This window comes from Delftia sp. SD018, assembly GCF_017355445.1.
Taxonomy (GTDB): Bacteria; Pseudomonadota; Gammaproteobacteria; order Burkholderiales; family Burkholderiaceae_C; genus Comamonas; species Comamonas acidovorans.
Genome location: NZ_JADDRN010000009.1, coordinates 80829 through 103799 on the forward strand (window position 1 = coordinate 80829; position 22971 = coordinate 103799).

Consider the following 22971-nt stretch of genomic DNA (forward strand, 5'->3'; position numbering starts at 1 on the left):
TCCATGTCAGTGGTTGACGAATCGCAAACGGGCGCGGCGCAGGCCGCGCACACCGAACAGGACCTGGGCCCGCTGGCCTGGGTGCTCGATGAGCTGCGCAAGTCGCTGGAAGGGGCGAGCAAGGCGGTGGCCCGTTTCGTGCGCGATGCCGATGCGGCACGCGCCTCGGACCTTGAGGAGCTTGACACCTCGGCCCTGCGCATCGCCCGCCAGCAACTGCACCAGGCCTGCGGCGCCCTCGAAATGGTGGGCCTGGGCTCTCCGGCCCTGGTGCTGCGCGGCATGGAAAGCGCCGTGCAGCGCTTCGTGCAGCGCCCCGAGCTGTGCACCGACCAGGCCGCCGCCACGCTGGAGCGCGCCAGCTTCGCGCTCATCGAATACCTGGAAACCGTGCTGGCCGGCAAGACCGTCTCGGCCGTGGCCCTGTTTCCCCAATACCGCGACACCCAGGCGCTGGCCGGCAACGACAAGGTGCACCCTGCCGACCTGTGGCCTGCCGAGCGCCGCGCGCGCGAGCCCGAGTGGGCGCGCCAGCCCGAGCCGCTGGCCTACGGCCCCGATGCCCGGGCCCTGCTCGACGGCGTGGTGCTGCGCATGGTCAAGAGCGACGACCGCGAGGCCGCCGCCCAGATGCGCGACCTGTGCCTGCGCTTTGCCGTGGGCCAGACCGAGGATGTCACCGCGCGCAGCTTCTGGAAGGTGGCGGCCGGCTTCTTCGACGCGCAGTCGCGCGGGATGATCGTGGTCGACCTGTACGTCAAGCGCATGGCCTCGCGCGTGCTCATGCAGTACGCGGCCATGGCCAAGGGCGACCGCACGCCGCCTGCGCGGCTGCTGCAGGACCTGCTGTTCTTCTGCGCCCAGGCCCGCCCTGCCGAGCAGGCTGGCGCCGCCCTGCAGGCGGTGCGCCAGGCCTACGGCATGCAGGCCCAGCCCCAGGTGGACTACCAGCAGACACGCTTTGGCCGCTACGACCCGGCGGTGCTGGTGCAGGCGCGCAAGCGCATCACCACGGCAGCCGATACCTGGTCCGCCCTGGCCGGCGGCGACCGTGCCCGCACCAAGACCGTGGTGGACCAGTTCGCCCAGGTGGCCGAATCCCTGGTCAAGCTGCACCCGGCCAGCCATGGCCTGGCGCGCATGCTGATCAAGGTGGCCGAAACCGTGGCCCGCATCGGCGAGCCGCCACCGGCCGAACTGGCCATGGAAGTGGCCACCTCCGTGCTCTACCTGCAGGCGGCCTTTGCCACCATGGACATGGGCGACGAGGAACTGGCCGAGCAGTCCGCCAACCTGGTCCAGCGCCTGGAGGAATCCCTGCAGGGCGCGCCCGCGCGTCCGCTGGAGCCCTGGATGGAGGAGCTGTACCGCCAGGCCAGCGACCACCAGACCATGGGCTCGGTCGTGGGCGAGCTGCGTGCCACGCTGGCCGAGGCCGAGCGGCACCTGGACCAGTATTTCCGCAATCCTGCCGATGCCACCGTGCTGGCACCCGTCTCGGGCCAGATGGCGCAGATGCGCGGCGTGCTGTCCGTGCTGGGCCTGGACCAGGCCACGCAGGCCATGCAGCGCATGCGCGAGACCGTGGAACGGCTGGTGCTGGGTGAGATCGACGACGCAGAACGTCCCCAGGTGTTCGAGAAACTGGGCAACAGCCTGGGCGCCATGGGCTTTCTGATCGACATGCTGAGCTACCAGCGCAGCATGGCGCGCAAGCTCTTCGTCTATGACGAGGCCGAAGGCGGCCTGCGCATCCTCATGGGCCGTCGCGGCCACCGGGCCGATGATGCGGGCAAGGCGCCCGAGCAACTGCCCGCCCTGGACACCGCCGCCGTGCCGCCGCAGCGCGAAGCCGTTGCCGTGGCCCAGCCGCTGCCCGTGCCGCAGGACGCCATCGCCGAGCCGCAATTTGCCGCGCACTCCACGCCGCCCCCGCCGCCCCCGGCTCCCGTGGACATCGCGACCGAGCCGCTGGCGCAGCCCGCGGCCGCCGAGCAGGACGCGCTGGCCGATGCCGCGGAACTGGCGCAATTTGCCAAGGCCCTCGAAGCGCCGGCCGAGCCGGTCTTCCAGCTGGACCAGTCCCTGGTCGAGCCAGAGCCCGCAGCCGAATCCGCGCCTGAAACCGTTTCTGAATCCGTCTCTGCATCCGTGTCCGAGCCCGTGCCCCCGCCGGCCGGCCTGTCGGTCTCGGAAGAAGACTCGGACGACGAACTGCTGGGCATCTTCCTGGAAGAGGCCCGCGAGGTGGTGGACAACGGCCTGCAGGCCCTGCGCGCCCTGGCCGACGAGCCGGGCAACCTCAGCGAGCAGACCACGCTGCGCCGCGCCTTCCATACGCTCAAGGGCAGTTCGCGCATGGTGGGCCTGGATGAATTCGGCGAAGCCGGCTGGGCCATGGAGCAGATGCTCAACGCCTGGCTGGCCGAGCAAAAGGCCATGCCCCAGCCCATGCAGGAGCTGGCCAGCGATGCGTTGCGCGCCTTTGGCGCCTGGGCCTCGGCCATAGAGCGCCACCAGGCCGACGCCTGGCAGGCCACGCCTTTCCGCGCTGCGGCCGATGCCATGCGCCTGGAAGGCCTGCGCGCCGACGTGGCCCTGGTGCCGCGCACACCGCGTGCCGAGCCCCTCGCACAGCCCGAACCCGAACTCGAGCCCGCACCCGCCGCAATCGAGGAATTCGCGCCCGTGGCCCAGGAGCCGCAGGCAGAACACCTGGATGCGCCCGAGCAGGCCACGCCCGCCCAGCCCGCCCAGCCCGTCCAGACCTCTGGCGAGCTGGACTTTGCGCTGGACTTCGACCTGCTGGAGCCGGATCCCCAGCCTTCGGCTGCCGCGCCTCAGGAGTCGCTGGAGACACTGACGCCGCAAGCCCCCGAGGCGCCTGCCGAACTGGCCACCGACGCCGTCGAGGAACTGGACTTTGCGGCCTTCGAAGCTGCCATGCGCGACAGCGAGCAGGAGGCCCTGGCCGTCGTCGCGGGCGAACCGCCCGCGCTGCCCGAGGCCGCCGCCATCGAGGCCGAAGCTGGAACCGAAACTGAAACTGAAGTACCGCAAGCCGCCGTGCCCCTGGCGCCTTTCGAGGGGCTGGACCTGGATCTGGGCCTGACCCCGGCAGCGGCACCCGCCGAAGCGATCGAGATGATCGCGGTGCCTGAAACGGTTGAAGCGGTCGAAGCGCCAGAAGCGGTTGAAGCGGTTGAAGCATCCGACGCAGTCGAGCCGGTCACGGCGCCCGAGGTGCCCGAGGCAGAAACCCCGCAGGCCGAAGAGTCCGGCGACGAGGATCTGTCCGGCATCGACGCCGATGGCTTCAAGGTCGTGGATGGCCTGCGCATCAGCGCGCCGCTGTACAACGTCTACCTCAACGAGGCCGACGAATGGTCGCGCCGCCTGGACCTGACGCTGCAGCAATGGGCGACCGAGCCCGGCGAGCCCGTGCCCGACGACGCCGTCGCCTTTGCGCATTCGCTGGCGGGAAGCTCGGCCACCGTGGGCTTCAAGGCCTTGTCGGACCTGGCGCGCCTGCTGGAACATACGCTGACCCATCTGCAGCCGCAGCGCTGTGGCACGCCCGACCAGGTTGCCGCCTGCGTGGCGGCCTCCGACGAAGTGCAGCGCCTGCTGCACCAGTTCGCCGCCGGTTTCCTCAAGACGCCCCAGCCGGGCGTGGAAGAGGCCCTGCAGGCGCTGCTGGCGCTGGACATCGAGGCCGCAGACGCGCCGGACAGCCGCCTGGACGCGCTGGAGCAGCTGGACCAATTGGACCAACTGGACCAGCTGGAGCCTCAGGACGCCAGCGATGGCACGGACGCCGTGCTCGACGCCGGTGCCCAGGCGCAGACACCGTCGGTGGCGCCCCTGGCCTACTCCATGCGCCCCCTGGTCAACGATGCGCGCCACGAAGCCGAGCTGCAGCGCCGCATCGACGAGGCCATCGCCCATGCCGTGGCCGTGGGCAGCGACCTGGACGATGACATCGATGCGCTGGATGAGGTCGATCCCGACCTGTTCCCCATCTTCGAGGAAGAGGCCATCGAGCTGCTGCCCCGCCTGGGCGCTGCGCTGCGCCGCTGGCATGGCCGGCCCTCGCTGGACGAGGCGCGCCACGAAACCCTGCGCGCCCTGCACACGCTCAAGGGCAGTGCCCGGCTGGCGGGCGCCATGCGCCTGGGCGAGATGGCCCACCGCCTTGAATCTGCCGTGGAGCGGGTCGATGGCGAATCTCCGACCGCCGAGCAGATCGAGCCCTTGCTGGGCAGCTTCGACGCGCTGCAGGCCGGCTTCGACGTGCTGCGCGTGGCCGGTGAGCAGGCGCAGGAAGCGCCGCTGGACCTGGGCGATGAAATCTCCCTCGACGAGCCCGCAGCGGCTGCGGCCTCCGACGCATCGGCAGCGGCTGGATCACCGGCGGCCGCGGCCCCTGTGCCAGCGCCTGTCACTGCGCCGCTGCGCGCCGGTGCCCAGCAGACGGTGCGCGTGCGCGCCCAGCTGCTGGACCGCCTGATCAGCCAGGCCGGCGAGGTGCTGATTGCGCGCTCGCGTGTCGATGCGCGCCTGGCCCAGGCCCGTGGATCGCTGGACGAGCTGGCCGGCAACCTGGAGCGCCTGCGCATGCAGCTGCGCGACATCGAGGTCCAGGCCGAGAGCCAGATGCAGTCGCGCCTGGCCCTGTCCAAGGACTCGGCCGTGGGCTTCGACCCGCTGGAGTTCGACCGCTTCACGCGCGTGCAGGAACTCACCCGCATGATGGCCGAGTCGGTCAACGACGTGGCCACCGTGCAGCGCAACCTGCAGCGCGACATGGCCGGCGCCGAGGACGACCTGGTCGCCCAGGGCCGCCAGGCCCGCGAGTTGCAGCGCGACCTGCTGCGCACGCGCATGGTGGAGTTCGACTCCCTGGCCGAGCGCCTGTACGCCGTGGTCCGCCAGACCTCCAAGGAGATGGGCAAGCAGGTGCGGCTGAACATCCTGGGCGGCACCATTGAAATGGACCGGGGCATGCTGGACCGCATGATGCCGGCCTTCGAGCACTTGCTGCGCAACTGCGTGGCCCACGGCATCGAGTCGCCCGAGCAGCGTGCCGCCGCAGGCAAGCCCGCCATGGGCACCATTGAAATCATCCTGAGCCAGGAGCGCAACGACGTGGCGCTGTCGGTGGAGGACGATGGCGCCGGCCTGAACCTGCAGCGCATCCGCGACAAGGCCGTGGCCCAGGGCCTGTGGCCCGAGGACCAGACGCTGACGGAGCAGGACGCCGGCCGCCTGATCTTCGAGCCCGGCTTCACCACGGCCACCGAGGTGACCGGCGTGGCCGGGCGCGGCATCGGCATGGACGTGGTGCGCTCCGAAGTCAACGCGCTGGGCGGCCGCATCGAAACCCACAGCGAGGCGGGCCGGGGCAGTGCCTTCCGCCTCGTGCTGCCGCTGACGACCGCCGTCACCCAGGTGGTCATGCTGCGCGCGGGCCAGTTGCTGGTCGGCGTGCCCGCCAGCCTGGTGGAAATCGTGCGCCGCGCGCCGCTGGAGCTGCTGCAGCAGGCCTATGCCAGCCACAGCTTCGAAGACGGCAGCGAGACCCTGCCGTTCTACTGGGCCGGCGCGCTGTGGCAGTCCTCGCTGCGCAGCGAGGAAACCGTGGGCCGTACCCGGCCCGTGGTCATCCTGCGCAGCGCGGCGCAGCGCATTGCGCTGCACGTGGACGAAGTGCTGGGCAACCAGGAAGTGGTGATCAAGAACCTCGGCCCCCAGCTGGCCCGCCTGCCCGGCCTGACCGGCATGTCGGTGCTGGCCTCGGGCGCCGTGGTGCAGATCTACAACCCCGTGGCGCTGGCCAACGTCTATGGCGACGAGGTGCGCGCCCGGACCGAAGAGGCCGAGCGCGCCGCAGGCCAGGGCGACGGCGAAGCCGTGCTGGCCAGCGCAGGGCCGGCCTCGGTGCCGCTGGTGCTGGTGGTGGACGACTCCATCACCGTGCGCCGCGTCACCCAGCGCCTGCTGCAGCGCGAAGGCTACCGCGTGGCCCTGGCGGCCGACGGCCTGCAGGCCATGGAGCGCCTGGCCGAGGAACGTCCCACCCTGGTGCTGTCCGACATCGAAATGCCGCGCATGGACGGCTTCGACCTGCTGCGCAACATCCGCGCCGACGAGGCCCTGCGCGACCTGCCCGTGGTCATGATCACCTCGCGCATCGCCCAGAAGCATCGCGAGATGGCGCGCCAGCTGGGCGCCAACCACTACCTGGGCAAGCCCTACTCGGACGAGGAACTGCTGGGCCTGATCCAGCACTACTCCCTGCAGGGCGGCAGCATCAGCGGCGGCCCGCTGGCGCCGCAGTCGCCGCAGTCGCTGCAGTCGCTGCAGGCGCTGCAGGTGGACAACGAGCCCCTGGGCGAAGGGGCCTGAGGGCTGGTGGCCTGAACAAAAAAGAGCAGCATTCGCTGCTCTTTTTTTATTCCAGCAGTTTTTTCAGCCGGCCTGCTTGACCACGCCGTAGCGGGCCAGCGTGCGCTCGCGCGCGGCTGCGTGGTCCACCACGGGATGGGGGTAGTCCGTGCCCAGCACCACGCCGGCCTCGGCCAGCTCCAGCGGCCGGGCCTGCCAGGGCGCGTGGCGCAGCGCAGCGGGCAGGCGGGCCAGCTCGGGCACGTAGCGCTCGATGAAGCGCGCGTCGGCATCGAACTTCTGGCTTTGCGTGATGGGGTTGAAGATGCGGAACCAGGGCTGGGCATCGCAGCCCGTGGAGGCCGCCCACTGCCAGCCGCCGTTGTTGGCCGCCAGGTCGAAGTCGTTGAGCTGGCGCGCAAACCAGGCTTCGCCCCGGCGCCAGTCTATGCCCAGATCCTTGACCAGAAAGCTGGCCGCCACCATGCGCAGCCTGTTGTGCATGTAGCCCGTGGTGTTGAGCTGGCGCATGGCGGCATCGACCAGCGGATAGCCGGTGCGGCCCTCGCACCAGGCGGCGTACAGCGCATCGGCCTCGGGGCCGGTATCCCACACGATGGCGTCGTAGGCGGGCTTGAAGCTGGCGTGCACCACGTGCGGATGGTGGGCCAGGATCTGGAAATAGAAGTCGCGCCAGATGAGCTCGGACAGCCAGGTGGTGGCGCCCTCGGCATCATGGGGCTGGCTCTGCGTCTGCTCCCAGGCCAGCCTTGCAAGGCGGCGGATGGAGACCGTGCCAAAGCGCAGGTGCACGCTCAGGTAGCTGGGGCCCTTGACGGCGGGAAAGTCGCGCGCCTGCTTGTAGCGCGGCAGGCGCGGCAGGAAGTCGGCCAGCAGTTCCTCGGCGCCAGCGCAGCCCGTGGGAAGGCGCAGGCCGTCCAGCGTGCCGGCTTCGAAGCCCAGGTCGGCTGCGGTGGGCACGGGGCGGCGCTCGCCTTCGGGGCGCGGGGCCAGGCGCTCGGGCAGGTCGCGCTCGCTGGGATAGGCGGACAGGAAGAAGGGCGTGATCTGGCGCAGCCAGGCGTTCTTGTACGGGGTGAACACCGAGAACGGCGCGCCGGCCTGGGTCAGCACCTCGTCGCGCGCAAAGACCATGTGGTCCTTGAAGCTGTGCAGGGCCACGCCCTCGGCGGCCAGGGCCTGGCGCACGCGGGCGTCGCGGGCCAGGGCGTCGGGCTCGTCGTCCCAGTTGCAGAACACGGCCTGGGCGCCGAGCTGCCGGGCCAGGTCCGGGATCTGCTCAGCGGGCTGGCCGCGGCGCACGATGAGGCCGGTGTCGGCGCGGCCCGAGGCCTGGCGCAGCGCATCGTCCAGCCCGCTCAGGCTCTGGCAGATGAACTCCACGCGCCGGTCTGCACGGGGCAGGGGGGCGAGGATGTCGTCGTCGAACACGAACACGCAATGCACCTGCCGACATTGGCGCAGCGCGTGGTAGAGGGCAGCGTGGTCGGCCAGGCGCAGGTCGCGCCGCAGCCAGACCAAGCCCACAGGGTAAGAAGGTGGCATGGATCGCCGGTAAAATCCGTGGTTATGTCTGCTGAAACTGCGCCTATCAATCTGACGCACCACTTCCTGATTGCCATGCCTGGCCTGGAAGACGAAGCGTTCTCGCGCAGTGTGATCTACCTGTGCGAACACAGCGAGCGCGGTGCGCTCGGTCTGATTATCAACAAGCCCTCGCAGCTTACGCTGGAAGGCTTGCTGGAAAAGGTGGATCTGGCCCTGGGCCGCGAGGACCTTCGCGGCAACCGTGTCTTCAACGGCGGACCCGTGCAGACCGATCGCGGCTTTGTGCTGCACGATCCCATGGTCATCGAAGGCGCGCCCGACGACGAGTCCGCCTACGCCTCGACCATGACCATTCCCGGCGGCCTGGAGATGACCACCTCCAAGGACGTGCTCGAAGCCCTGTCCGACGGCGCAGGCCCCAAGCGCCTGCTGGTCACCCTGGGCTACGCGTCCTGGGGCGAGGGACAGCTGGAGTCGGAGCTGGCCGAAAACGCCTGGCTCACGGTGGGCGCCGACGCCAACGTCATCTTCGATACCCCGGTCGACGACCGCTATGACCGCGCCCTGGGCCTGCTGGGCCTGCAGCGCTGGATGATCTCGCCCGAGGCGGGGCGCGCATGAGCCTGCCCGCTCCCGAGTCCCAGGCAGCAGCGGCAGCCGGCACGGCCGTGCCGCCCACCGTTCCCTCCCATTTCCAGAGTTTCGTGGCCTTCGACTTCGGGGCCAAGCGCACGGGCTGCGCCGTGGGCACGCGCATGCTGCGCTCGGCCAACCCGCTGCCTACCATCCGCGCCGAGGCCGGCGAGGCCCGCCTGGCCCAGGCCGGCGAGCGCATCAAGGAGTGGCAGCCCGATGCGCTGGTCATCGGCGTGCCCTACCACCCCGACGGCAATGCGCACGAGAACACGGCGCGGGCGAAGAAATTCGGCCGCCAGCTCAAGAGCCGCTTCGGCCTGCCTGTCTATGAGGTGGACGAGCGCTACAGCACCACCGAGGCCCTGGCCGGTGGCGCAAGGGATGCCGATGCGGCCTCGGCCTGCATCATTCTTGAACAGTTTTTGAGGAGTCTTCCATGAGTGAAACCATTGCGGGAGCCGGCAGCCTGGTGCTGGACGCCGAGGCCCTGTACCGCGAACTGCTGCGCGGCGTGCGCAGCCTCATGGGGCCTGAAACCCGCCTGGCCGGCATCACCTCCGGCGGCGCCTGGCTGGTGGAGCGGCTGCACAAGGACCTGAACCTGCCCGGCAACCCCAGCGTGCTGTCCTCGGCCCTGCACCGCGACGACTTCGCGCAGCGCGGCATGGCCACCAGCGCTCAGACGCAGATCGACTTTGACGTGAACGGCGCCGACATCCTGGTGCTGGACGACGTGCTCTACACCGGCCGCACCGTGCGCGCCGTGCTCAACGAACTCTATGACTACGGCCGCCCGGCCTGCGTGCGCCTGGCGGTGCTGGTGGACCGGGGCGGGCGCGAGTTGCCCTTCCAGGCCGACTTTGCCGCCGCGCGCATCGCGCTGCCGGCCGACCGCCTGCTGTCGCTGGCGCGCGATGACGCCGGCGTCTTCCAATTCCGCATCCAAGAGGCCTGACCGTGCTGTACAAGCGCAATCCCCAGCTCAACAAGAACGGCGAACTGATCCACCTGCTGTCCACCGAAGGACTGTCCAAGGACATCCTGACCCACATCCTGGACACGGCGGCCAACTTCGTCAGCGTCAATGACCGCGAGGTCAAGAAGGTGCCGCTGCTGCGCGGCAAGAGCGTGTTCAACCTGTTCTTCGAGAACAGCACGCGCACGCGCACCACGTTCGAGATCGCGGCCAAGCGCCTGTCGGCCGACGTGTTCAACCTGGACATCGCGCGCAGCTCGGCCAGCAAGGGCGAGTCGCTGCTGGACACCATCGCCAACCTCTCGGCCATGGCCGCCGACATCTTCGTCGTGCGCCACAGCGAGTCGGGCGCGCCCTACCTCATCGCCCAGCATGTGGCGCCCCATGTCCACGTGGTCAATGCCGGCGACGGCCGCCACGCCCACCCCACGCAGGGGCTGCTGGACATGTACACCATCCGCCACTACAAGAAGGACTTCGCCAACCTGCGCGTGGCCATCGTGGGCGATGTGCTGCATTCGCGCGTGGCGCGCTCCGACATCCATGCGCTGACCACGCTGGGCGCGGCCGAAGTGCGCGTCGTCGGCCCGCGCACCCTGGTGCCGCCGGACCTGGCGCAGATGGGCGTGCGCGTCTTCCACACGCTGGAAGAGGGCATCCGGGACTGTGACGTGATCATCATGCTGCGCCTGCAGAACGAGCGCATGAGCGGCGCCCTGCTGCCGTCCAGCCAGGAATACTTCAAGAGCTTCGGCCTCACGGCCGAGAAGCTGCGCCTGGCCAAGCCGGACGCCATCGTCATGCACCCGGGCCCCATCAACCGCGGCGTGGAGATCGACTCCGAAGTCGTCGATGGCCCGCAGGCCGTGATCCTGTCGCAGGTCTCGTTCGGCATCGCCGTGCGCATGGCCGTCATGTCCATCGTCGCCGGTAACGAGGCTTGAAATGAAGCACCCCCTGAGCGACTGCGTCGCTTCCCCCTCTCTCGCTACGCGGGAGGGGGACGACGCCCTCGCTGCAGGGCGGCCTTTGCTCGGCGTCCCTGAGATGGGCCATGCTTTTTCCATGCCCGGTGTCCTGGACTGAGTCCAGGCGCTTTTTGTGAATGCATATGTTTTTGATCGCCGCAGGCCGCAGCCCATGCGCCGCCTGCGGTCTACGGGGTAGCAAACCATGAAGATACTCATCCGCAACGGCCGAGTGATGGACCCGGCACGGGGCCTGGACCAGCAGGCCGACGTGGCCATCGACGGCGGCAAGGTGCTGGCCATCGGCAAGGCGCCCGAGGGATTCGCCGCAGAACGCGAGATCGATGCCGCCGGCTGCTGGGTGCTGCCGGGCCTGGTCGATCTGGCCGTGCGCCTGCGCGAGCCCGGCCACGAGCACGAAGGCATGCTGCAGTCCGAGATGGCTGCATCGGTGGCCGGTGGCGTGACCAGCCTGGTCTGCCCGCCCGACACCGATCCCGTGCTCGACGAGCAGGGCCTGGTGGAGATGCTCAAGTTCCGCGCAGAGAAGCTGCACCAGTCGCGCCTGTTCCCGCTGGGCGCGCTGACGCTGGGCCTCAAGGGCGAGGTGCTGACCGAGATGGCCGAGCTGACCGAGTCCGGCTGCATCGGCTTCAGCCAGGCCGAAGTGCCCATGACCAGCACCCAGACCCTGCAGCGCGCGCTGGCGTATGCGGCCACCTACGGCTACACCGTGTGGCTGCGCCCGCAGGAGCTGTACCTGGGCAAGGGCGTGGCCGCCAGCGGCCCGCTGGCCACGCGCATGGGCCTGTCCGGCGTGCCCGTGGCGGCCGAGACGATTGCCCTGCACACCATCTTCGAGCTGATGCGCGGCACCCAGGCGCGCGTGCACCTGTGCCGCCTGTCCAGCGCCGCAGGCGTGGAACTGGTGCGCCGTGCCAAGGCCGAAGGCCTGCAGGTCACGGCCGACGTGTCCATCAACTCGCTGCACCTGACCGATACCGATATCGGCTACTTCGACAGCAGCGCGCGCGTCACGCCTCCGCTGCGCCAGCAGCGCGACCGCGATGCGCTGTCTGCCGCGCTGGCCGATGGCACCATTGATGCCCTGGTCTCCGACCACACGCCCGTCGATGAAGACGCCAAGGTCCTGCCCTTTGCCGAGGCCGAGCCCGGCGCCACGGGCGTGGAGCTGCTGCTGTCGCTGGCCGTCAAGTGGTCGCAGGAAAGCGGTGTGCCCCTGAGCCGCGCACTGGCCGCCATCACGGCATCGCCCGTGCAGGTGCTGGGATCGGCGCTGGGCGAGCTGCAGGAGCAACTGGGCCGTCTGGCCGAGGGCGGCGTGGCCGACCTGTGCATCGTCGATCCGCAGGCGGCCTGGACCGTGAAGCCCCAGGAACTGGCCAGCCAGGGCAAGAGCACGCCCTTCGGCGGCTACGAGCTGCCGGCCCGCGTGCGCTGCACGCTGGTCGATGGCCGTATCGCTTACGAACGCCGCTGAAATGAAGCGCCCCCTGAGTCGCTTCGCGACTTCCCCCTCTCTACTCGCTACGCGAGGGAGGGGGACGACACCCTCGGTGCGGGGCGGCCCTTCCTCGGTGTCCCTGAGATGGAGCGTGCCTGTTTCACGGGCATGGGCGTTGCCAAACGCGCTGAATGGCTGAAATGAAACGCTTGCGTAATGGAGGGCGCGCCACGCTGCGCGCAGCGCGCCTGTTCGGCCATGTGTGCAAGGGGCTGTGGATCGTGGCCCTGCGCTTTCCGCAGCTGCCCGAGGCGCGCCAGCACGCCCATGTACAGGCCTGGGCCCTGCAGTTGCTGGCCCATGCGGGCGTGCGCCTGGAGATCCAGGGCGAGCCGCCGCGCCAGGGCCCCATGCTCATGGTCAGCAACCATATTTCCTGGCTCGACATTCCCGTGCTGCATGCGGCACGGCACTGCCGCTTCATCTCCAAGTCCGACGTCAAGGGCTGGCCGCTGATCGGCACGCTGGCCACGGCGGCGGGCACGCTGTACATCGAGCGCACCTCGCGCCGCGATGCCCGGCGCATGGTGCAGAGCATGGAGGAATCCCTGCAGCGCCGCGAGATCCTGGCCATCTTCCCGGAAGGCACGACGGGCGACGGCCGCAAGCTGCTGCCCTTCCATGCCAACCTGCTGCAAGCGGCCGTGCAGATCGATGCGCCCGTGCTGCCCGTGGGCCTGCGCTTCATCGACGGCGCCACCGGGCAGATCAGCCACGCACCCAGTTACGAGGGCGACGAAACCCTGCTGGGCTCCATCTGGCGCACGCTGTGCGCCGACGACCTGGTGGCCGTCGTCCACTATGGCCAGCCGCAGACGGCCGAAGGCCGCGACCGCCGCGTCTGGGCCCAGGACCTGCATGCCGAGGTGGACCGGCTGCGCCAGGCCTGAACGCTGCCAGCGACATGACAGACACCCTCAAGCTCCGGCCCTCGCGGCCTGATGACCTTCCGGCCCTGAACGCCGTTCTCTGGGCCACCTACGAGAGCACCTGGAAGCCCCAGCTGACGGCGGACAAGCATGCGCAGTTCTGCGCCTCCGGCAAGACCGGGCAGTACGTGCAGTCGCGCGGCCACCTGTTCTGGGTGGCCGAGCGCGATGGCGTGGTCGCCGGCTTCGTGGACTGGGTGGATGACTTCATCGGCGCCCTGCATGTGCTGCCGGCCTGGCAGGGGCGCGGCGTGGGCCGTGCCCTGCTGGCCCATGCCGAGCAGGCTCTGCGCGCCGCCGGCCACGCCCAGGTGCGCCTGGAGACCGACAGCTTCAACACCCAGGCCCTGGGCTTTTACACGGCGCAGGGCTATGCCACGCTGGACACCTATCCCGACGAGGAATGGGACTGCGGTCTGACCACGGTGCTCATGGGCAAGCCGCTGGCCTGAAGGCCAGGGCGGAGCAGGCCTGCACTCAGTTGCTGTACGGCTGTCGCTCCAGCACCAGGTTGGCGAAGTCCTCCACCAGGTCGGCGCCCAGTTCCTCGATGGCGTCGTCTTCCTCGTCGAAGGCCCAGAGCACGCGGATGTCCGTGCCCTTGCTGCCTGCATGGTCGAGCAGCTCGAACAGCGAGCGCAGCCCCATGGTCGATGCGCTGTTGATGTACTGCAGCTTCACCTCGGCCACGAAGCGTGCGGGCTGGCTGGCCTCGAAGTACTGGCCCAGCATGGCCAGCAGGGGGTTGAAGAAGGGCAGCGGGTTTTCGGGATAGCACTCGCCTTCGATGCGCAAAAGCTGCTCGGCCGGCGAGAAGACCACTTCGGGCGTGACGGAAGTGCGTTCGGATTTCAGTGCTTGCATGGCGGCGTCATTCGGATTCGGGAAGGGGGCCCGGCGCTCAGATCAGCGCCTTGACGTGGAACACGGCATGGGGCGCGGTATCTGCGGCGTCCTCTCCCGTGGCGATGTGGTACTGCAGCGGTGCCGAGGCGTCGCGCGCAATGGTCAGCCAGCCCAGGCCCGCGCCGCGGCTGATGTCATCGCTGGCGCTGTGGTCGGTGTTGTGCAGCTGGGCCTTGTAGGCGGCCTTGATTTCGGGGTGGCTCATGGCGCGCACGGCATCCAGCTTGGCGGCCAGGCGCGGAACATGTTCGCGGCGCACGGCGTTGCTGCAGGCAATCCAGAAGCGCGCCTGTGCCTGATCGGCCCCCGCGTCCGGGGCACCGGCCGGTGCATCGACGCGGCCCACGCCGATGGCGCCCTGTGCCACGGGTTCGCCGAGTGCCTGGCTGGCTCCGGCGTCAGAGGCAGGCAGCGGCGCCGCGTAGTGCAGCACGTTCTGCGCCATTTCGATGAAGGTGGAAAACAGCTTGCGCTTGGCGCTGCTCGATCCGTCCTCGCTGGCCAGCCGGCACTTGAGCGTGTCGGCCGCCGCCTGGATCACGTTGGGGTTGAAGGTGCCCGCGTAGTACAGCAGCAGGCCGTTGTGCTCGGCCTGGGCGCGCAGGTGCGCGAATTCGGACGGGCTCATGGCTGCAGGGCCTGGTTGCGCCACACCAGCAGCGAGACATCGTCGCGGCGGCGCTGCGTGCCCTGCCACTGGGCAAAGGCCTGCCGGAATTCGGCGCAGGCCTGGGCGGCGGGGCGGTCGTGCTGCTCGTGCAGGAAGCGCGCCAGGCGCTTTCTGCCGTGGGCGATCTGGCGCGGGCCGCCCAATTGGTCGATGACGCCATCGGTGGCCACCATCAGCAGCGAGCCGGGCGCGACCTCCAGCTCCTGCGTGCTCCAGGCCGCGTCGTCGGGCGTGGTCGCATAGCCTATGCCCAGCTTGTCGCCGGCATGGATCTGTACCTTGGCCGCCTCCTGCACGCCGGGTGGCGCCACCAGCAGGTCCAGCCGGGCCGAGGCAAAGCGCAGTTGCGTGCCGCAGGGCGACTGCAGGAACAGCGCGGCGTCCAGGCCGTCGCTGGAGGATTTTTCGGCGGGCAGGCCATCGGCGGGCGCTGCCGGTGCGCCCCAGGCGGGCTGGACGTCGCGGCTGCGCTGCTGCAGCACGCGCTTGATGTAGCGGTTCATCTGGCCCAGCAGGGCGCCGGGGTCGATGGCGGCGCCGGTGCCAGTGCCGATACCTGCAGGCGCCACGGCCTGTTCGAGAAAGGACAGCGCAATCAGCGTCATGAAGGCGCCCGGCACGCCGTGGCCCGTGCAGTCGAACATGCAGCCCAGCAGGCCCTGCGGTGTGGCGCGGAAGAAATACGCATCGCCGCCCACCACATCGCGCGGCTCCCACAGCAGGCCGTGGTCGGCCAGCTGGCTGGCGAGCACGCGGTCGGATTCGACCAGGTGCGAGCGCTGGATCAGGCTGGCGTAGTCGATGCTGGCCATGAGCTGGCGCGTCTTGTCGGCCTCGATGTCGGACATGGCGGCCATCAGCGCGTGGCCCGTGCCTATGCCTGCGTAGCGGCCTTCCTCCACGGTGATGAAGCCGTCCTTGAGCACGCGGCTGCCGCTGGCCAGCGCCTGCTGCACCAGCTGGTCGATGGGCAGGCCGGCCGCCACCACCATGGGCGCGGTGTCGGTGAATACCAGGCAGCTGCGGCGGCCGAACACGTCGCGCGCAAAGGGCCGCGCGTACTGCTCCATGAAGCGCTGGCGGTTGATCAGGCCCAGCGGCCGGTCATCGGCCACCACGGCCAGGGTTTCGAGCAGGGGCTGCTCGCTGAACAGCCGGTGCACATCCTCGTTGCTGGCCTCGGGCGCGATCGGTGCCGTGGGCTGGCTGAGCTGGCCTGCACGGGCCACAAGGCGCGGCGCGGCGGGCGCCGGGGCCAGCGCGGGAATGGGTTCAGGGTCAGGTAGCTGATCCGCTGCAGGGTGCTGCGTGGAGGAGGGGTCCAGAGCAAACATGGGGTGGCCTTGAATTGTCACAAGATGTGACTGATTCTGGGTTCCACCCGTGACCGTCGAATGACAAAGCCCGGACGGCGCGGCGGACGCCGCTGGTTCAGGCTGCAGCGGACTGCGGGGCGCCCTGTGTTTCTCGCGGGAAGGCGACCACGTGATTCATGTCGAGCCGGATTCCCACCCACTCACCCACCGCATGGTCGTGGTGGCTGGGCACATGGGCCATCACGCTGTGGCCGCTGGCCAGCTCCAGCGTGTAGAGGAACTCCGAGCCGCGAAACGCCTTGCGCAGGATGCGTGCCTGCACGGGCGAGGCATCGTCGTGCACCACATCGTCGGCGCGCAGCAGCACATCGCATTCGCCGCCCGGAAACTGCGCGGGCAGCGGGCAGGTGGCCGGATCGACCAGATCGCCCAGCGCCGTGCGCGCCACCACGCCGCCGGCCCCGGAAGGCGCCAGCGTGGCCGGCACGAAGACGCCGTGGCCGATGAAATCCGCCACGAAGCGCGTGGCAGGGCGGTGGTACAGCGAATAGGCGTCGTCCCACTGCTGCAGCTGCCCCTGGTGGACCACGCCGATCATGTCGCCGATGGCAAAGGCCTCCAGCTGGTCGTGCGTGACGAACAGGGCCGTGGCGCCTGCGGCCTTGAGGATGCCGCGCACCTCGTGGGCCAGGCGCTCGCGCAGGTCCACGTCGAGGTTGGAGAAGGGCTCGTCCAGCAGCATCAGCTGCGGGCTGGGCGCCAGTGCGCGGGCCAGTGCCACGCGCTGCTGCTGGCCGCCCGACAGCTCGTGCGGAAACCTCCCTGCACTGCCGGCCAGGCCCACCAGCTCCAGCACCTCGGCCACGCGCTCGGCCTGGCGCGCCTTGGGCAGATGGTGGATGCCGAAGGCCACGTTGCGGCCCACGTTCAGATGGGGGAACAGCGCATAGTCCTGGAACACCATGCCGATGCGCCGCTGCTCGGGAGGGAGCGAGAAATCCGCGCTGCCCACGAGCTGGCCGTCGATGCGGATCTCGCCGCCGCTCACGGGCTCCAGGCCCGCCACGGCACGCAGCAGCGTGGTCTTGCCGCACCCCGAGGGGCCGATGAGCACGCCGATGTCGCCAGCGGCCAGATTCAGCGTGACGCCCTGCACGGCAGGCCTGTCGCGGCCCGGGTAGCGCACCTCGAGTTGGGAGACGGTCAAAAACATGCGGCGATTGTAGAACCGCGCAAATGAATAGAATTCGCATTTGCATTGGCGGGCCAGGGGCATGCCCGGAGCCCGCCGACTCCAGCAGCCTGCAGGTACGCCCGGTCTCGGCGGCACATCGGCCCACAGGCCGGCGGCAGCCGCAGATCCCGGCCCGTTCCATAGCCCGGCAGCCAGATCCTCTCCCTCATCCTCTAGCCGAGACCTCCGCTTTGCGCCGTCTGTCGTCCGTACTCCGCTCCCTTCCCCTGCTATTGCTGGCCCTGGTGCTGATGCTGCCCGTGCTGGCCGTGCTCGGCTCCTGGCTGCCCGTGGGGCAGGGCGATGCCCTGGCCGGCTCCATCCTGCGCGAGATGGCGGCCACCGTGCTGCCCGGCTACCTGTGGACCACGGTCTGGCTGGGCCTGCTGGTGGCGCTGGGCGCGGCCATCGTGGGCACGGGCACGGCGGCGGCCGTGACGCTGTTCGACTTCCGTGGCCGGCGCCAGCTCGAATGGCTGCTGCTGCTGCCGCTGGCCATGCCGGCCTATGTCACGGCCTATGCCTATACCGACTTCCTGCAGTTCAGCGGCCCGCTGCAGACCTGGCTGCGCGACACCTATGGCCTGGAAGGCCGGCTCCTGCCCGAGGTGCGCAGCCTGGGCGGCGCGGTCTGGGTCTTCATCTTCTCGCTCTACCCGTATGTCTACCTGCTGGCGCGCACCGCGCTGGGCGAGCGCGCCGCGCACCTGATGGAGGCCGCGCGCCTGATGGGCGCGCCGCTGTCGCGGCGCATCTGGTCGGTGGCGCTGCCGCTGGCGCGCCCGGCCGTGGCCGCTGGCGTGGCCCTGGTGGTGATGGAGACGCTGGCCGACTTCGGCGTGGTCAGCTATTTCGGCATACAGACCTTCACCACGGGCATCTACAAGGCCTGGCTGTCCATGGACAACCGCATTGCCGCCGCGCAGCTGGCGACCTTCCTGCTGGTGCTGGTGGTGCTGCTGCTGCAGCTGGAGCTGCGCGCCCAGCGGCGCATGCGCTTCGTCACCGGCAGCACGGGCCGCGCCAGCTCGGCCGAGGCGCAGCCGCTGCGCCTGCACGGCTGGCGCTGCGCGCTTGCCTGGCTGGCGTGCCTGCTGCCCGTGCTCATGGGCTTTGTGGCGCCCGTGTTCTTCATGCTGCGCCCGCTGGCGGCCGACTGGTCGGTGCTGCCCTGGGACCGCTTCCTCGACTGGGCGCTCAACAGCGTGCGCCTTGGCACCATCACCTCGGTGCTGGCCGTCATCATCGCCGTGGCCCTGGCGTTTGCCGTGCGCCGCCACAAGGAGTCGGCCGTCACGCGCGGCGTGGTGCAACTGGCCAGCCTGGGCTATGCGGTGCCGGGCGCCGTCGTCGTCGTCGGCCTGCTGCTGCCTGTGGGCTGGGTGCAGCAGGTGCGGCCCGAATGGGGCTTTGCCGGCCTGGTCACGGCCACCGCCGTGGGCATTGTCTGGGCCTACCTGGTGCGCTTTTGCGCCGTGGCCCTGCAGTCCATGCAAAGCGGCTATGCGCGCATCGCGCCCAGCCTGGACGACTCGGCCCGCATGCTGGGCACGGGCGCCTGGGGCATGCTGTCGCGCGTGCACTGGCCGCTGCTCAGGCGCTCCACGGCGGCGGCGGCGCTGCTGGTCTTCGTCGATGTGATGAAGGAGCTGCCCGCCACCATGGTGCTGCGCCCCTTCAACAGCGATACCCTGGCCGTCGTGGCCTACCAGCTCGCGCGCGACGAACGCCTGGGCGAGGCCGCCCTGCCGTCGCTGGCCCTGGTGCTGGTGGGCCTGATCCCCGTGATCATGCTCAGCCGCACGCTGCGCGCCGAGCGCCCGGGCACGGCCCGCTGAGCCTGCGCTGCCGGGTGCTGCAAAGCGCGGCGCGGCAAACCCCGCTACGCTCGCGCCATGCACGCCAGAGTCCTGCGCTATCTCGACGAAGTGGTCCGCCGCGGTTCCATCCGCAAGGCGGCCGAACATCTGCACGTGGCTCCCACGGCCGTCAACCGCCAGATCCTCGACCTGGAGGCCGAGCTGGGCACGCCCCTGTTCGAGCGCATCCACAAGCGCCTGCGCCTCACCCCGACGGGCGAGATGGTGCTGGCCCATGTGCGCGCCACGCTGCGCGAGCATGCGGCGCTGCGCGAGCGCATTGCCGAACTGCAGGGCGCGCGCAGCGGCGAGATCACCGTGGCCGCGACCACGGGGCTGGCCGGTTCGCTGCTGCCCTCGCTGGTGCATGAATTCCGCCAGCGCCACCCGGGCATCGTGGTGCGCATCATCGACCTGCCCCTGAGCGACATCGCGGCCGCCGTGGAAGGCGGCGACGCCGACCTGGGCCTGGCCTACGACCTGTCCGAACGCCCCGCGCTGCGCGCGCTGGCCACCAGCGAATGGCAGATCGGCGCCATCGTGCCGCCCCGGCATGCGCTGGCGCGCCAATCGTCCGTGCTGCTCAGCGAGTGCATAGGCCATCCGCTCATCCTGCCCGCGCCGCCGCTGTCCATCCGCAGCCTGCTGGACGAAGCCTTTGCGCGCAACGCCATCGAGGTCACGCCCGTGGCCGAGTCCACCTCCATGGCGCTGATCCAGCGCCTGGTCATGCTGGGCGAGGGCATCGCCTTGCTCAATCCGCTGGACGTGATGGAGGAGCGCAGCCGCAATGCCCTGGTCTTCGTGCCTTTGCGCGATGCGCATCTGCGGCGGCAGACGCTGGTGCTGACCGGCCGGGCCAGGGGGCAGTTGAGCGCGGCGGGGGAGCTGATGGCCCAGTCCATCGGCCAGGCGCTGGCAAGGCTGTTTGCCGGGGGGCGGTGAGTCTTAGTCACTTGTCCACTTTTTGTGGACACATCGGGCGGAATTCAGCGCTATCGGCAATGGCTTGTCCTTCCTAGACTGGCGGCTTTTCCATTTCGAAGAAGAGAACGCCATGACCTTGATCGCACTGAACGCCGATGTACTCGTCACCATGGATGCGCAGCGCCGCGAGATCCGCGACGGCGCCCTGGTGGCCGACGGCCCGGCCGTGCAATGGGTGGGCGCCACGGCCGATCTGCCGCCGCAGTACCGCCGCATGGTGGACGACGGCACGGCCCAGGTGCTGGACATGCGCGGCCGCGTGGTCATGCCGGGCCTGGTCAACACGCACCACCACATGTACCAGAGCCTCACGCGCGCCGTGCCGGCCGCGCAGGATGCGGAGCTGTTCTCGTGGCTGACCAACCTGTACATGCTGTGGTCGCACCTCACGCCGGAGATGATCCACGTCTCCACCCAGACCGCCATGGCCGAGCTGATGCTGTCGGGCTGCACCACCACCAGCGACCACCTGTACCTGTATCCGAATGGCGCTCGGCTGGACGACTCCATCGCCGCGGCGCAGCAGATGGGCATGCGCTTTCATGCGGCGCGCGGCTCCATGAGCCTGGGCCGCAGCAAGGGCGGCCTGCCGCCTGACGCGGTGGTGGAGGAAGAGGAAGCCATCCTGCGCGACAGCCTGCGCCTGATCCAGCAGTACCACGACAGCGCACGCCACTCCATGCTGCGCGTGGTGCTGGCGCCGTGCTCGCCGTTCTCGGTGACGCGCGAGCTGATGCGCGAGTCCGCCGTGCTGGCGCGTGCGCACGGCGTGTCGCTGCACACCCACCTGGCCGAGAACGACAACGACGTCGCCTTCTCGCGCGAGAAATTCGGCCTCACCCCCGCGCAGTACGCAGAAAGCCTGGGCTGGGTCGGCCCCGATGTCTGGCATGCCCACTGCGTCAAGCTCGATGCCGAGGGCATTGCGCTGTTCGCGCGCACGGGCACGGGCGTGGCGCATTGCCCGTGCTCCAACATGCGCCTGGCCTCGGGCATCGCGCCCGTGCGCACCATGCGTGATGCGGGCGTGCCCGTGGGCCTGGGCGTGGACGGCAGCGCCTCCAACGACGGCGCCCACATGCTGGGCGAGGCGCGCCAGGCCCTGCTGCTGCAGCGCGTGGGCCACGGCCCTGCCGCCATGGGCGCGCGCGAGGCGCTGGAGATCGCCACGCTGGGCGGCGCGCGCGTGCTGGGGCGCGACGACATCGGCGCGCTGGCGCCGGGCATGTCGGCCGACTTCGTGGCCTTCGACATGTCGGGCGTGGGCTACGCGGGCGCAGGCCATGACCCCGTGGCCGCGCTGGTGTTCTGCACGCCCACCGACGTGTCCACCAGCGTCATCAACGGCCGCGTCGTGGTCCGCGACGGACACCTGCTCACCGCCGACCTGCCGCGCGTGCTGACACGCCACCGCGAACTGGCCCGCACGCTGTTCGAGCGCGCAGCGGGCCACTGACATATCCCTGCAGCGCGGCAGGCCGGCACCCAGGCCATCGCGGGTGCTGGCCTGCCGCGCTGCGCCATTCCCCCGAAGCATCTCCAGGAGGCTCGAAGACCCGGACAGCACTTTCAGGACCCCCACCCTTTTCCGGCACCACTGCCCCGACATACATACAAGCGCCTCTGAAGAGGCCGACGGCCAGGACACAAGGAGACAAGACAATGGAACAACTGCTTTACAAGGTGGAAGACCGTCCGCCAATGCTCATCACCACGGTCCTTCTGTCGCTGCAGCACCTGCTGGCGGCGCTGGGCGGCATCATCGCCGTGCCCCTGGTCTTCGGCGGGGCGCTCAAGCTGCCGGCCGACCAGATCGTGGCGCTGGTGAATGCAGCGCTGCTGGGCTCGGGCGTTGTCACCATCGTCCAGTGCAGGGGGGTGGGGCCCGTGGGCATACGGCTGCCCTGTGTCATGGGCACAAGCTTCGCCTTCGTGGGCGCGGGCATCAGCGTGGGGCTGGAGCATGGCGTGGCCGGCATCCTGGGTTCCTCGCTGGTAGGGTCGCTGGTGATGATCGTGGGCAGCTACTTCATGCCCGTGATCCGCCGCTTCTTTCCGCACACCGTGACCAGCGTGGTCGTGACCATGATCGGCCTGTCGCTGACCCCCGTCGCCGTGGACTGGGCTGCGGGCGGCGTGGGCCGCAGCGACTACGGCGCGATCGGCCACCTGGCCATCGCCGGCTTCGTCCTGGTGCTGGTGATCGGCTTCGTGCAGTGGGGCAGGGGCATCGTCTCTGCCTCGGCCGTGGTGCTGGGCATCGCCTGCGGCTATGTGCTGTGCCTGGCGCTGGGCCTGATCGACTTCACCCAGGTGAGCGAGGCCGCGGTCTTCGCCATCCCGCAGCCGCTGACCTTCGGCATGACGTTCCCGGTGGCCGGCATCGTCGCCATGTCCATCGCCTTTCTGGTGACCATCGTCGAGACCACGGGCACCTTCATGGCCCTGGGCGCGGCCACGCAGACGCGCATCGACGGCAAGCGCCTGTCCAGCGGCATGCTGTGCGATGGCGTGGGCTCGGCCTTCGCCGCCGTGATGTCCAGCCCTCCGCTGTCCACCTTCGCCCAGAACGTGGGCGTGGTCTCGCTGACCGGCGTGGCCAGCCGCCACGTGGTCATGCTGACGGGCGTCATGCTGCTGCTGGCCGGCCTCTTTCCTGTGCTGGGCGCACTGGTGGTGACGATTCCGCAGCCCGTGCTCGGCGGCGCGGGGCTGATGATGTTTGCCATGATCATTTCGGCCGGCATCCGCATGCTCAGCGGCGCCGAGCACTCGCGGCGCGCCAGCCTGATCATCGCGGTCTCGCTGGGCTGCGGCCTGGCGGTCACGGTGCGCCCGGACCTGCTGGCCCGCATGCCTGCCTTCGTGCGCGAAGTCTTCGGCTCGGGCATTACCGTCGGCGCCCTGGTCGCGGTGGGACTGAACCTGCTGCTGCCAGGCCGCGAGGTCGATGCCCATCCCGAGGAAGCCGTGGCCTGATGCGCATTTTCATGGGCCTACACTGCGGCC

The 22971-nt window shown here is 69.8% G+C and carries 17 protein-coding genes; 12 read left to right on the forward strand and 5 right to left on the reverse strand.

The features are described from left to right. Positions 1-3: 3 nt before the first annotated feature. On the forward strand, positions 4-6408 hold the full coding sequence (locus INR38_RS11370; RefSeq protein ID WP_207475951.1) for an Hpt domain-containing protein: 6405 nt from the start codon (positions 4-6) through the stop codon (positions 6406-6408). Positions 6409-6471: 63 nt separating this feature from the next. Here the strand turns inward: INR38_RS11370 and INR38_RS11375 are convergent, their stop codons facing one another. After that, entirely contained in the window at positions 6472-7953 is a 1482-nt protein-coding gene (locus INR38_RS11375; RefSeq protein ID WP_207444432.1) for a deoxyribodipyrimidine photo-lyase, read from the reverse strand. A gap of 24 nt (positions 7954-7977) precedes the next feature. On the opposite strand from INR38_RS11375, the gene INR38_RS11380 reads away from it, so the two are divergent. The 7 genes from INR38_RS11380 (at position 7978) to INR38_RS11410 (ending at position 13442) form a co-directional block, all read left to right on the forward strand. Continuing rightward, a complete protein-coding gene (locus INR38_RS11380; RefSeq protein ID WP_012203507.1) occupies positions 7978-8577 on the forward strand; it encodes a YqgE/AlgH family protein in 600 nt (199 codons plus the stop codon). Then, positions 8574-9032 carry a Holliday junction resolvase RuvX gene (gene ruvX / locus INR38_RS11385; RefSeq protein WP_012203508.1) on the forward strand — a complete coding sequence of 153 codons (459 nt, stop codon included), beginning with the start codon at positions 8574-8576 and terminating at the stop codon, positions 9030-9032. The genes INR38_RS11380 and ruvX overlap by 4 nt, the downstream gene beginning before the upstream one ends. Continuing rightward, positions 9029-9547 (forward strand): bifunctional pyr operon transcriptional regulator/uracil phosphoribosyltransferase PyrR, encoded by a 519-nt coding sequence (gene pyrR, locus INR38_RS11390; protein WP_012203509.1) that lies wholly within the window; start codon positions 9029-9031, stop codon positions 9545-9547. Before ruvX ends, pyrR begins: the two co-directional genes overlap by 4 nt. 2 nt (positions 9548-9549) lie before the next feature. Continuing rightward, complete coding sequence (locus tag INR38_RS11395) at positions 9550-10512, forward strand: aspartate carbamoyltransferase catalytic subunit (protein ID WP_012203510.1); 963 nt, start codon at positions 9550-9552, stop codon at positions 10510-10512. A gap of 229 nt (positions 10513-10741) precedes the next feature. Continuing rightward, complete coding sequence (locus tag INR38_RS11400; protein WP_013804025.1) at positions 10742-12037, forward strand: dihydroorotase; 1296 nt, start codon at positions 10742-10744, stop codon at positions 12035-12037. A 164-nt stretch (positions 12038-12201) separates the two neighbouring features. Next, a complete protein-coding gene (locus INR38_RS11405) occupies positions 12202-12951 on the forward strand; it encodes a lysophospholipid acyltransferase family protein (RefSeq protein WP_043824190.1) in 750 nt (249 codons plus the stop codon). Positions 12952-12965: 14 nt separating this feature from the next. Beyond that, positions 12966-13442 carry a GNAT family N-acetyltransferase gene (locus INR38_RS11410; RefSeq protein ID WP_207444431.1) on the forward strand — a complete coding sequence of 159 codons (477 nt, stop codon included), beginning with the start codon at positions 12966-12968 and terminating at the stop codon, positions 13440-13442. A 25-nt stretch (positions 13443-13467) separates the two neighbouring features. Here INR38_RS11410 and INR38_RS11415 read toward each other — a convergent pair whose 3' ends face one another. The 4 genes from INR38_RS11415 to INR38_RS11430 form a co-directional block, all read right to left on the reverse strand. Further along, positions 13468-13854, reverse strand: a complete 387-nt coding sequence (locus INR38_RS11415; protein WP_012203514.1) for a DUF1987 domain-containing protein — start codon at positions 13852-13854, stop codon at positions 13468-13470. A gap of 37 nt (positions 13855-13891) precedes the next feature. After that, a complete protein-coding gene (locus tag INR38_RS11420) occupies positions 13892-14524 on the reverse strand; it encodes a DUF6272 family protein (RefSeq protein ID WP_207444430.1) in 633 nt (210 codons plus the stop codon). Then, on the reverse strand, positions 14521-15900 hold the full coding sequence (locus INR38_RS11425) for a SpoIIE family protein phosphatase (RefSeq protein ID WP_207444429.1): 1380 nt from the start codon (positions 15898-15900) through the stop codon (positions 14521-14523). Before INR38_RS11425 ends, INR38_RS11420 begins: the two co-directional genes overlap by 4 nt. Positions 15901-15997: 97 nt before the next feature. Then, positions 15998-17095 carry an ABC transporter ATP-binding protein gene (locus INR38_RS11430; protein ID WP_013804019.1) on the reverse strand — a complete coding sequence of 366 codons (1098 nt, stop codon included), beginning with the start codon at positions 17093-17095 and terminating at the stop codon, positions 15998-16000. Between the two features lie 212 nt (positions 17096-17307). Between INR38_RS11430 and INR38_RS11435 the strand changes: the two genes are divergently transcribed. From INR38_RS11435 to INR38_RS11450, 4 genes are all read left to right on the forward strand, one after another. Continuing rightward, positions 17308-18954 carry an iron ABC transporter permease gene (locus INR38_RS11435; RefSeq protein WP_207444428.1) on the forward strand — a complete coding sequence of 549 codons (1647 nt, stop codon included), beginning with the start codon at positions 17308-17310 and terminating at the stop codon, positions 18952-18954. Positions 18955-19011: 57 nt separating this feature from the next. Beyond that, complete coding sequence (locus INR38_RS11440; RefSeq protein ID WP_012203519.1) at positions 19012-19920, forward strand: LysR family transcriptional regulator; 909 nt, start codon at positions 19012-19014, stop codon at positions 19918-19920. A 112-nt stretch (positions 19921-20032) separates the two neighbouring features. Beyond that, entirely contained in the window at positions 20033-21418 is a 1386-nt protein-coding gene (locus tag INR38_RS11445) for an 8-oxoguanine deaminase (protein WP_013804017.1), read from the forward strand. A gap of 206 nt (positions 21419-21624) precedes the next feature. Next, positions 21625-22941, forward strand: coding sequence for a nucleobase:cation symporter-2 family protein (locus INR38_RS11450; RefSeq protein ID WP_013804016.1), 1317 nt, complete (start codon positions 21625-21627; stop codon positions 22939-22941). Positions 22942-22971 lie beyond the last annotated feature (30 nt).

Excerpts from the sequence above, each read along its gene's own strand:
- INR38_RS11370 (WP_207475951.1), top strand. The coding sequence starts at position 4 with ATGTCAGTGGTTGACGAATCGCAAACGGGCGCGGCGCAGGCCGCGCAC.
- INR38_RS11375 (WP_207444432.1), bottom strand. The coding sequence starts at position 7,953 with ATGCCACCTTCTTACCCTGTGGGCTTGGTCTGGCTGCGGCGCGACCTG.
- INR38_RS11380 (WP_012203507.1), top strand. The coding sequence starts at position 7,978 with ATGTCTGCTGAAACTGCGCCTATCAATCTGACGCACCACTTCCTGATT.
- ruvX (WP_012203508.1), top strand. The coding sequence starts at position 8,574 with ATGAGCCTGCCCGCTCCCGAGTCCCAGGCAGCAGCGGCAGCCGGCACG.
- pyrR (WP_012203509.1), top strand. The coding sequence starts at position 9,029 with ATGAGTGAAACCATTGCGGGAGCCGGCAGCCTGGTGCTGGACGCCGAG.
- INR38_RS11400 (WP_013804025.1), top strand. The coding sequence starts at position 10,742 with ATGAAGATACTCATCCGCAACGGCCGAGTGATGGACCCGGCACGGGGC.
- INR38_RS11405 (WP_043824190.1), top strand. The coding sequence starts at position 12,202 with ATGAAACGCTTGCGTAATGGAGGGCGCGCCACGCTGCGCGCAGCGCGC.
- INR38_RS11410 (WP_207444431.1), top strand. The coding sequence starts at position 12,966 with ATGACAGACACCCTCAAGCTCCGGCCCTCGCGGCCTGATGACCTTCCG.
- INR38_RS11415 (WP_012203514.1), bottom strand. The coding sequence starts at position 13,854 with ATGCAAGCACTGAAATCCGAACGCACTTCCGTCACGCCCGAAGTGGTC.
- INR38_RS11420 (WP_207444430.1), bottom strand. The coding sequence starts at position 14,524 with ATGAGCCCGTCCGAATTCGCGCACCTGCGCGCCCAGGCCGAGCACAAC.
- INR38_RS11425 (WP_207444429.1), bottom strand. The coding sequence starts at position 15,900 with ATGTTTGCTCTGGACCCCTCCTCCACGCAGCACCCTGCAGCGGATCAG.
- INR38_RS11430 (WP_013804019.1), bottom strand. The coding sequence starts at position 17,095 with ATGTTTTTGACCGTCTCCCAACTCGAGGTGCGCTACCCGGGCCGCGAC.
- INR38_RS11440 (WP_012203519.1), top strand. The coding sequence starts at position 19,012 with ATGCACGCCAGAGTCCTGCGCTATCTCGACGAAGTGGTCCGCCGCGGT.
- INR38_RS11445 (WP_013804017.1), top strand. The coding sequence starts at position 20,033 with ATGACCTTGATCGCACTGAACGCCGATGTACTCGTCACCATGGATGCG.
- INR38_RS11450 (WP_013804016.1), top strand. The coding sequence starts at position 21,625 with ATGGAACAACTGCTTTACAAGGTGGAAGACCGTCCGCCAATGCTCATC.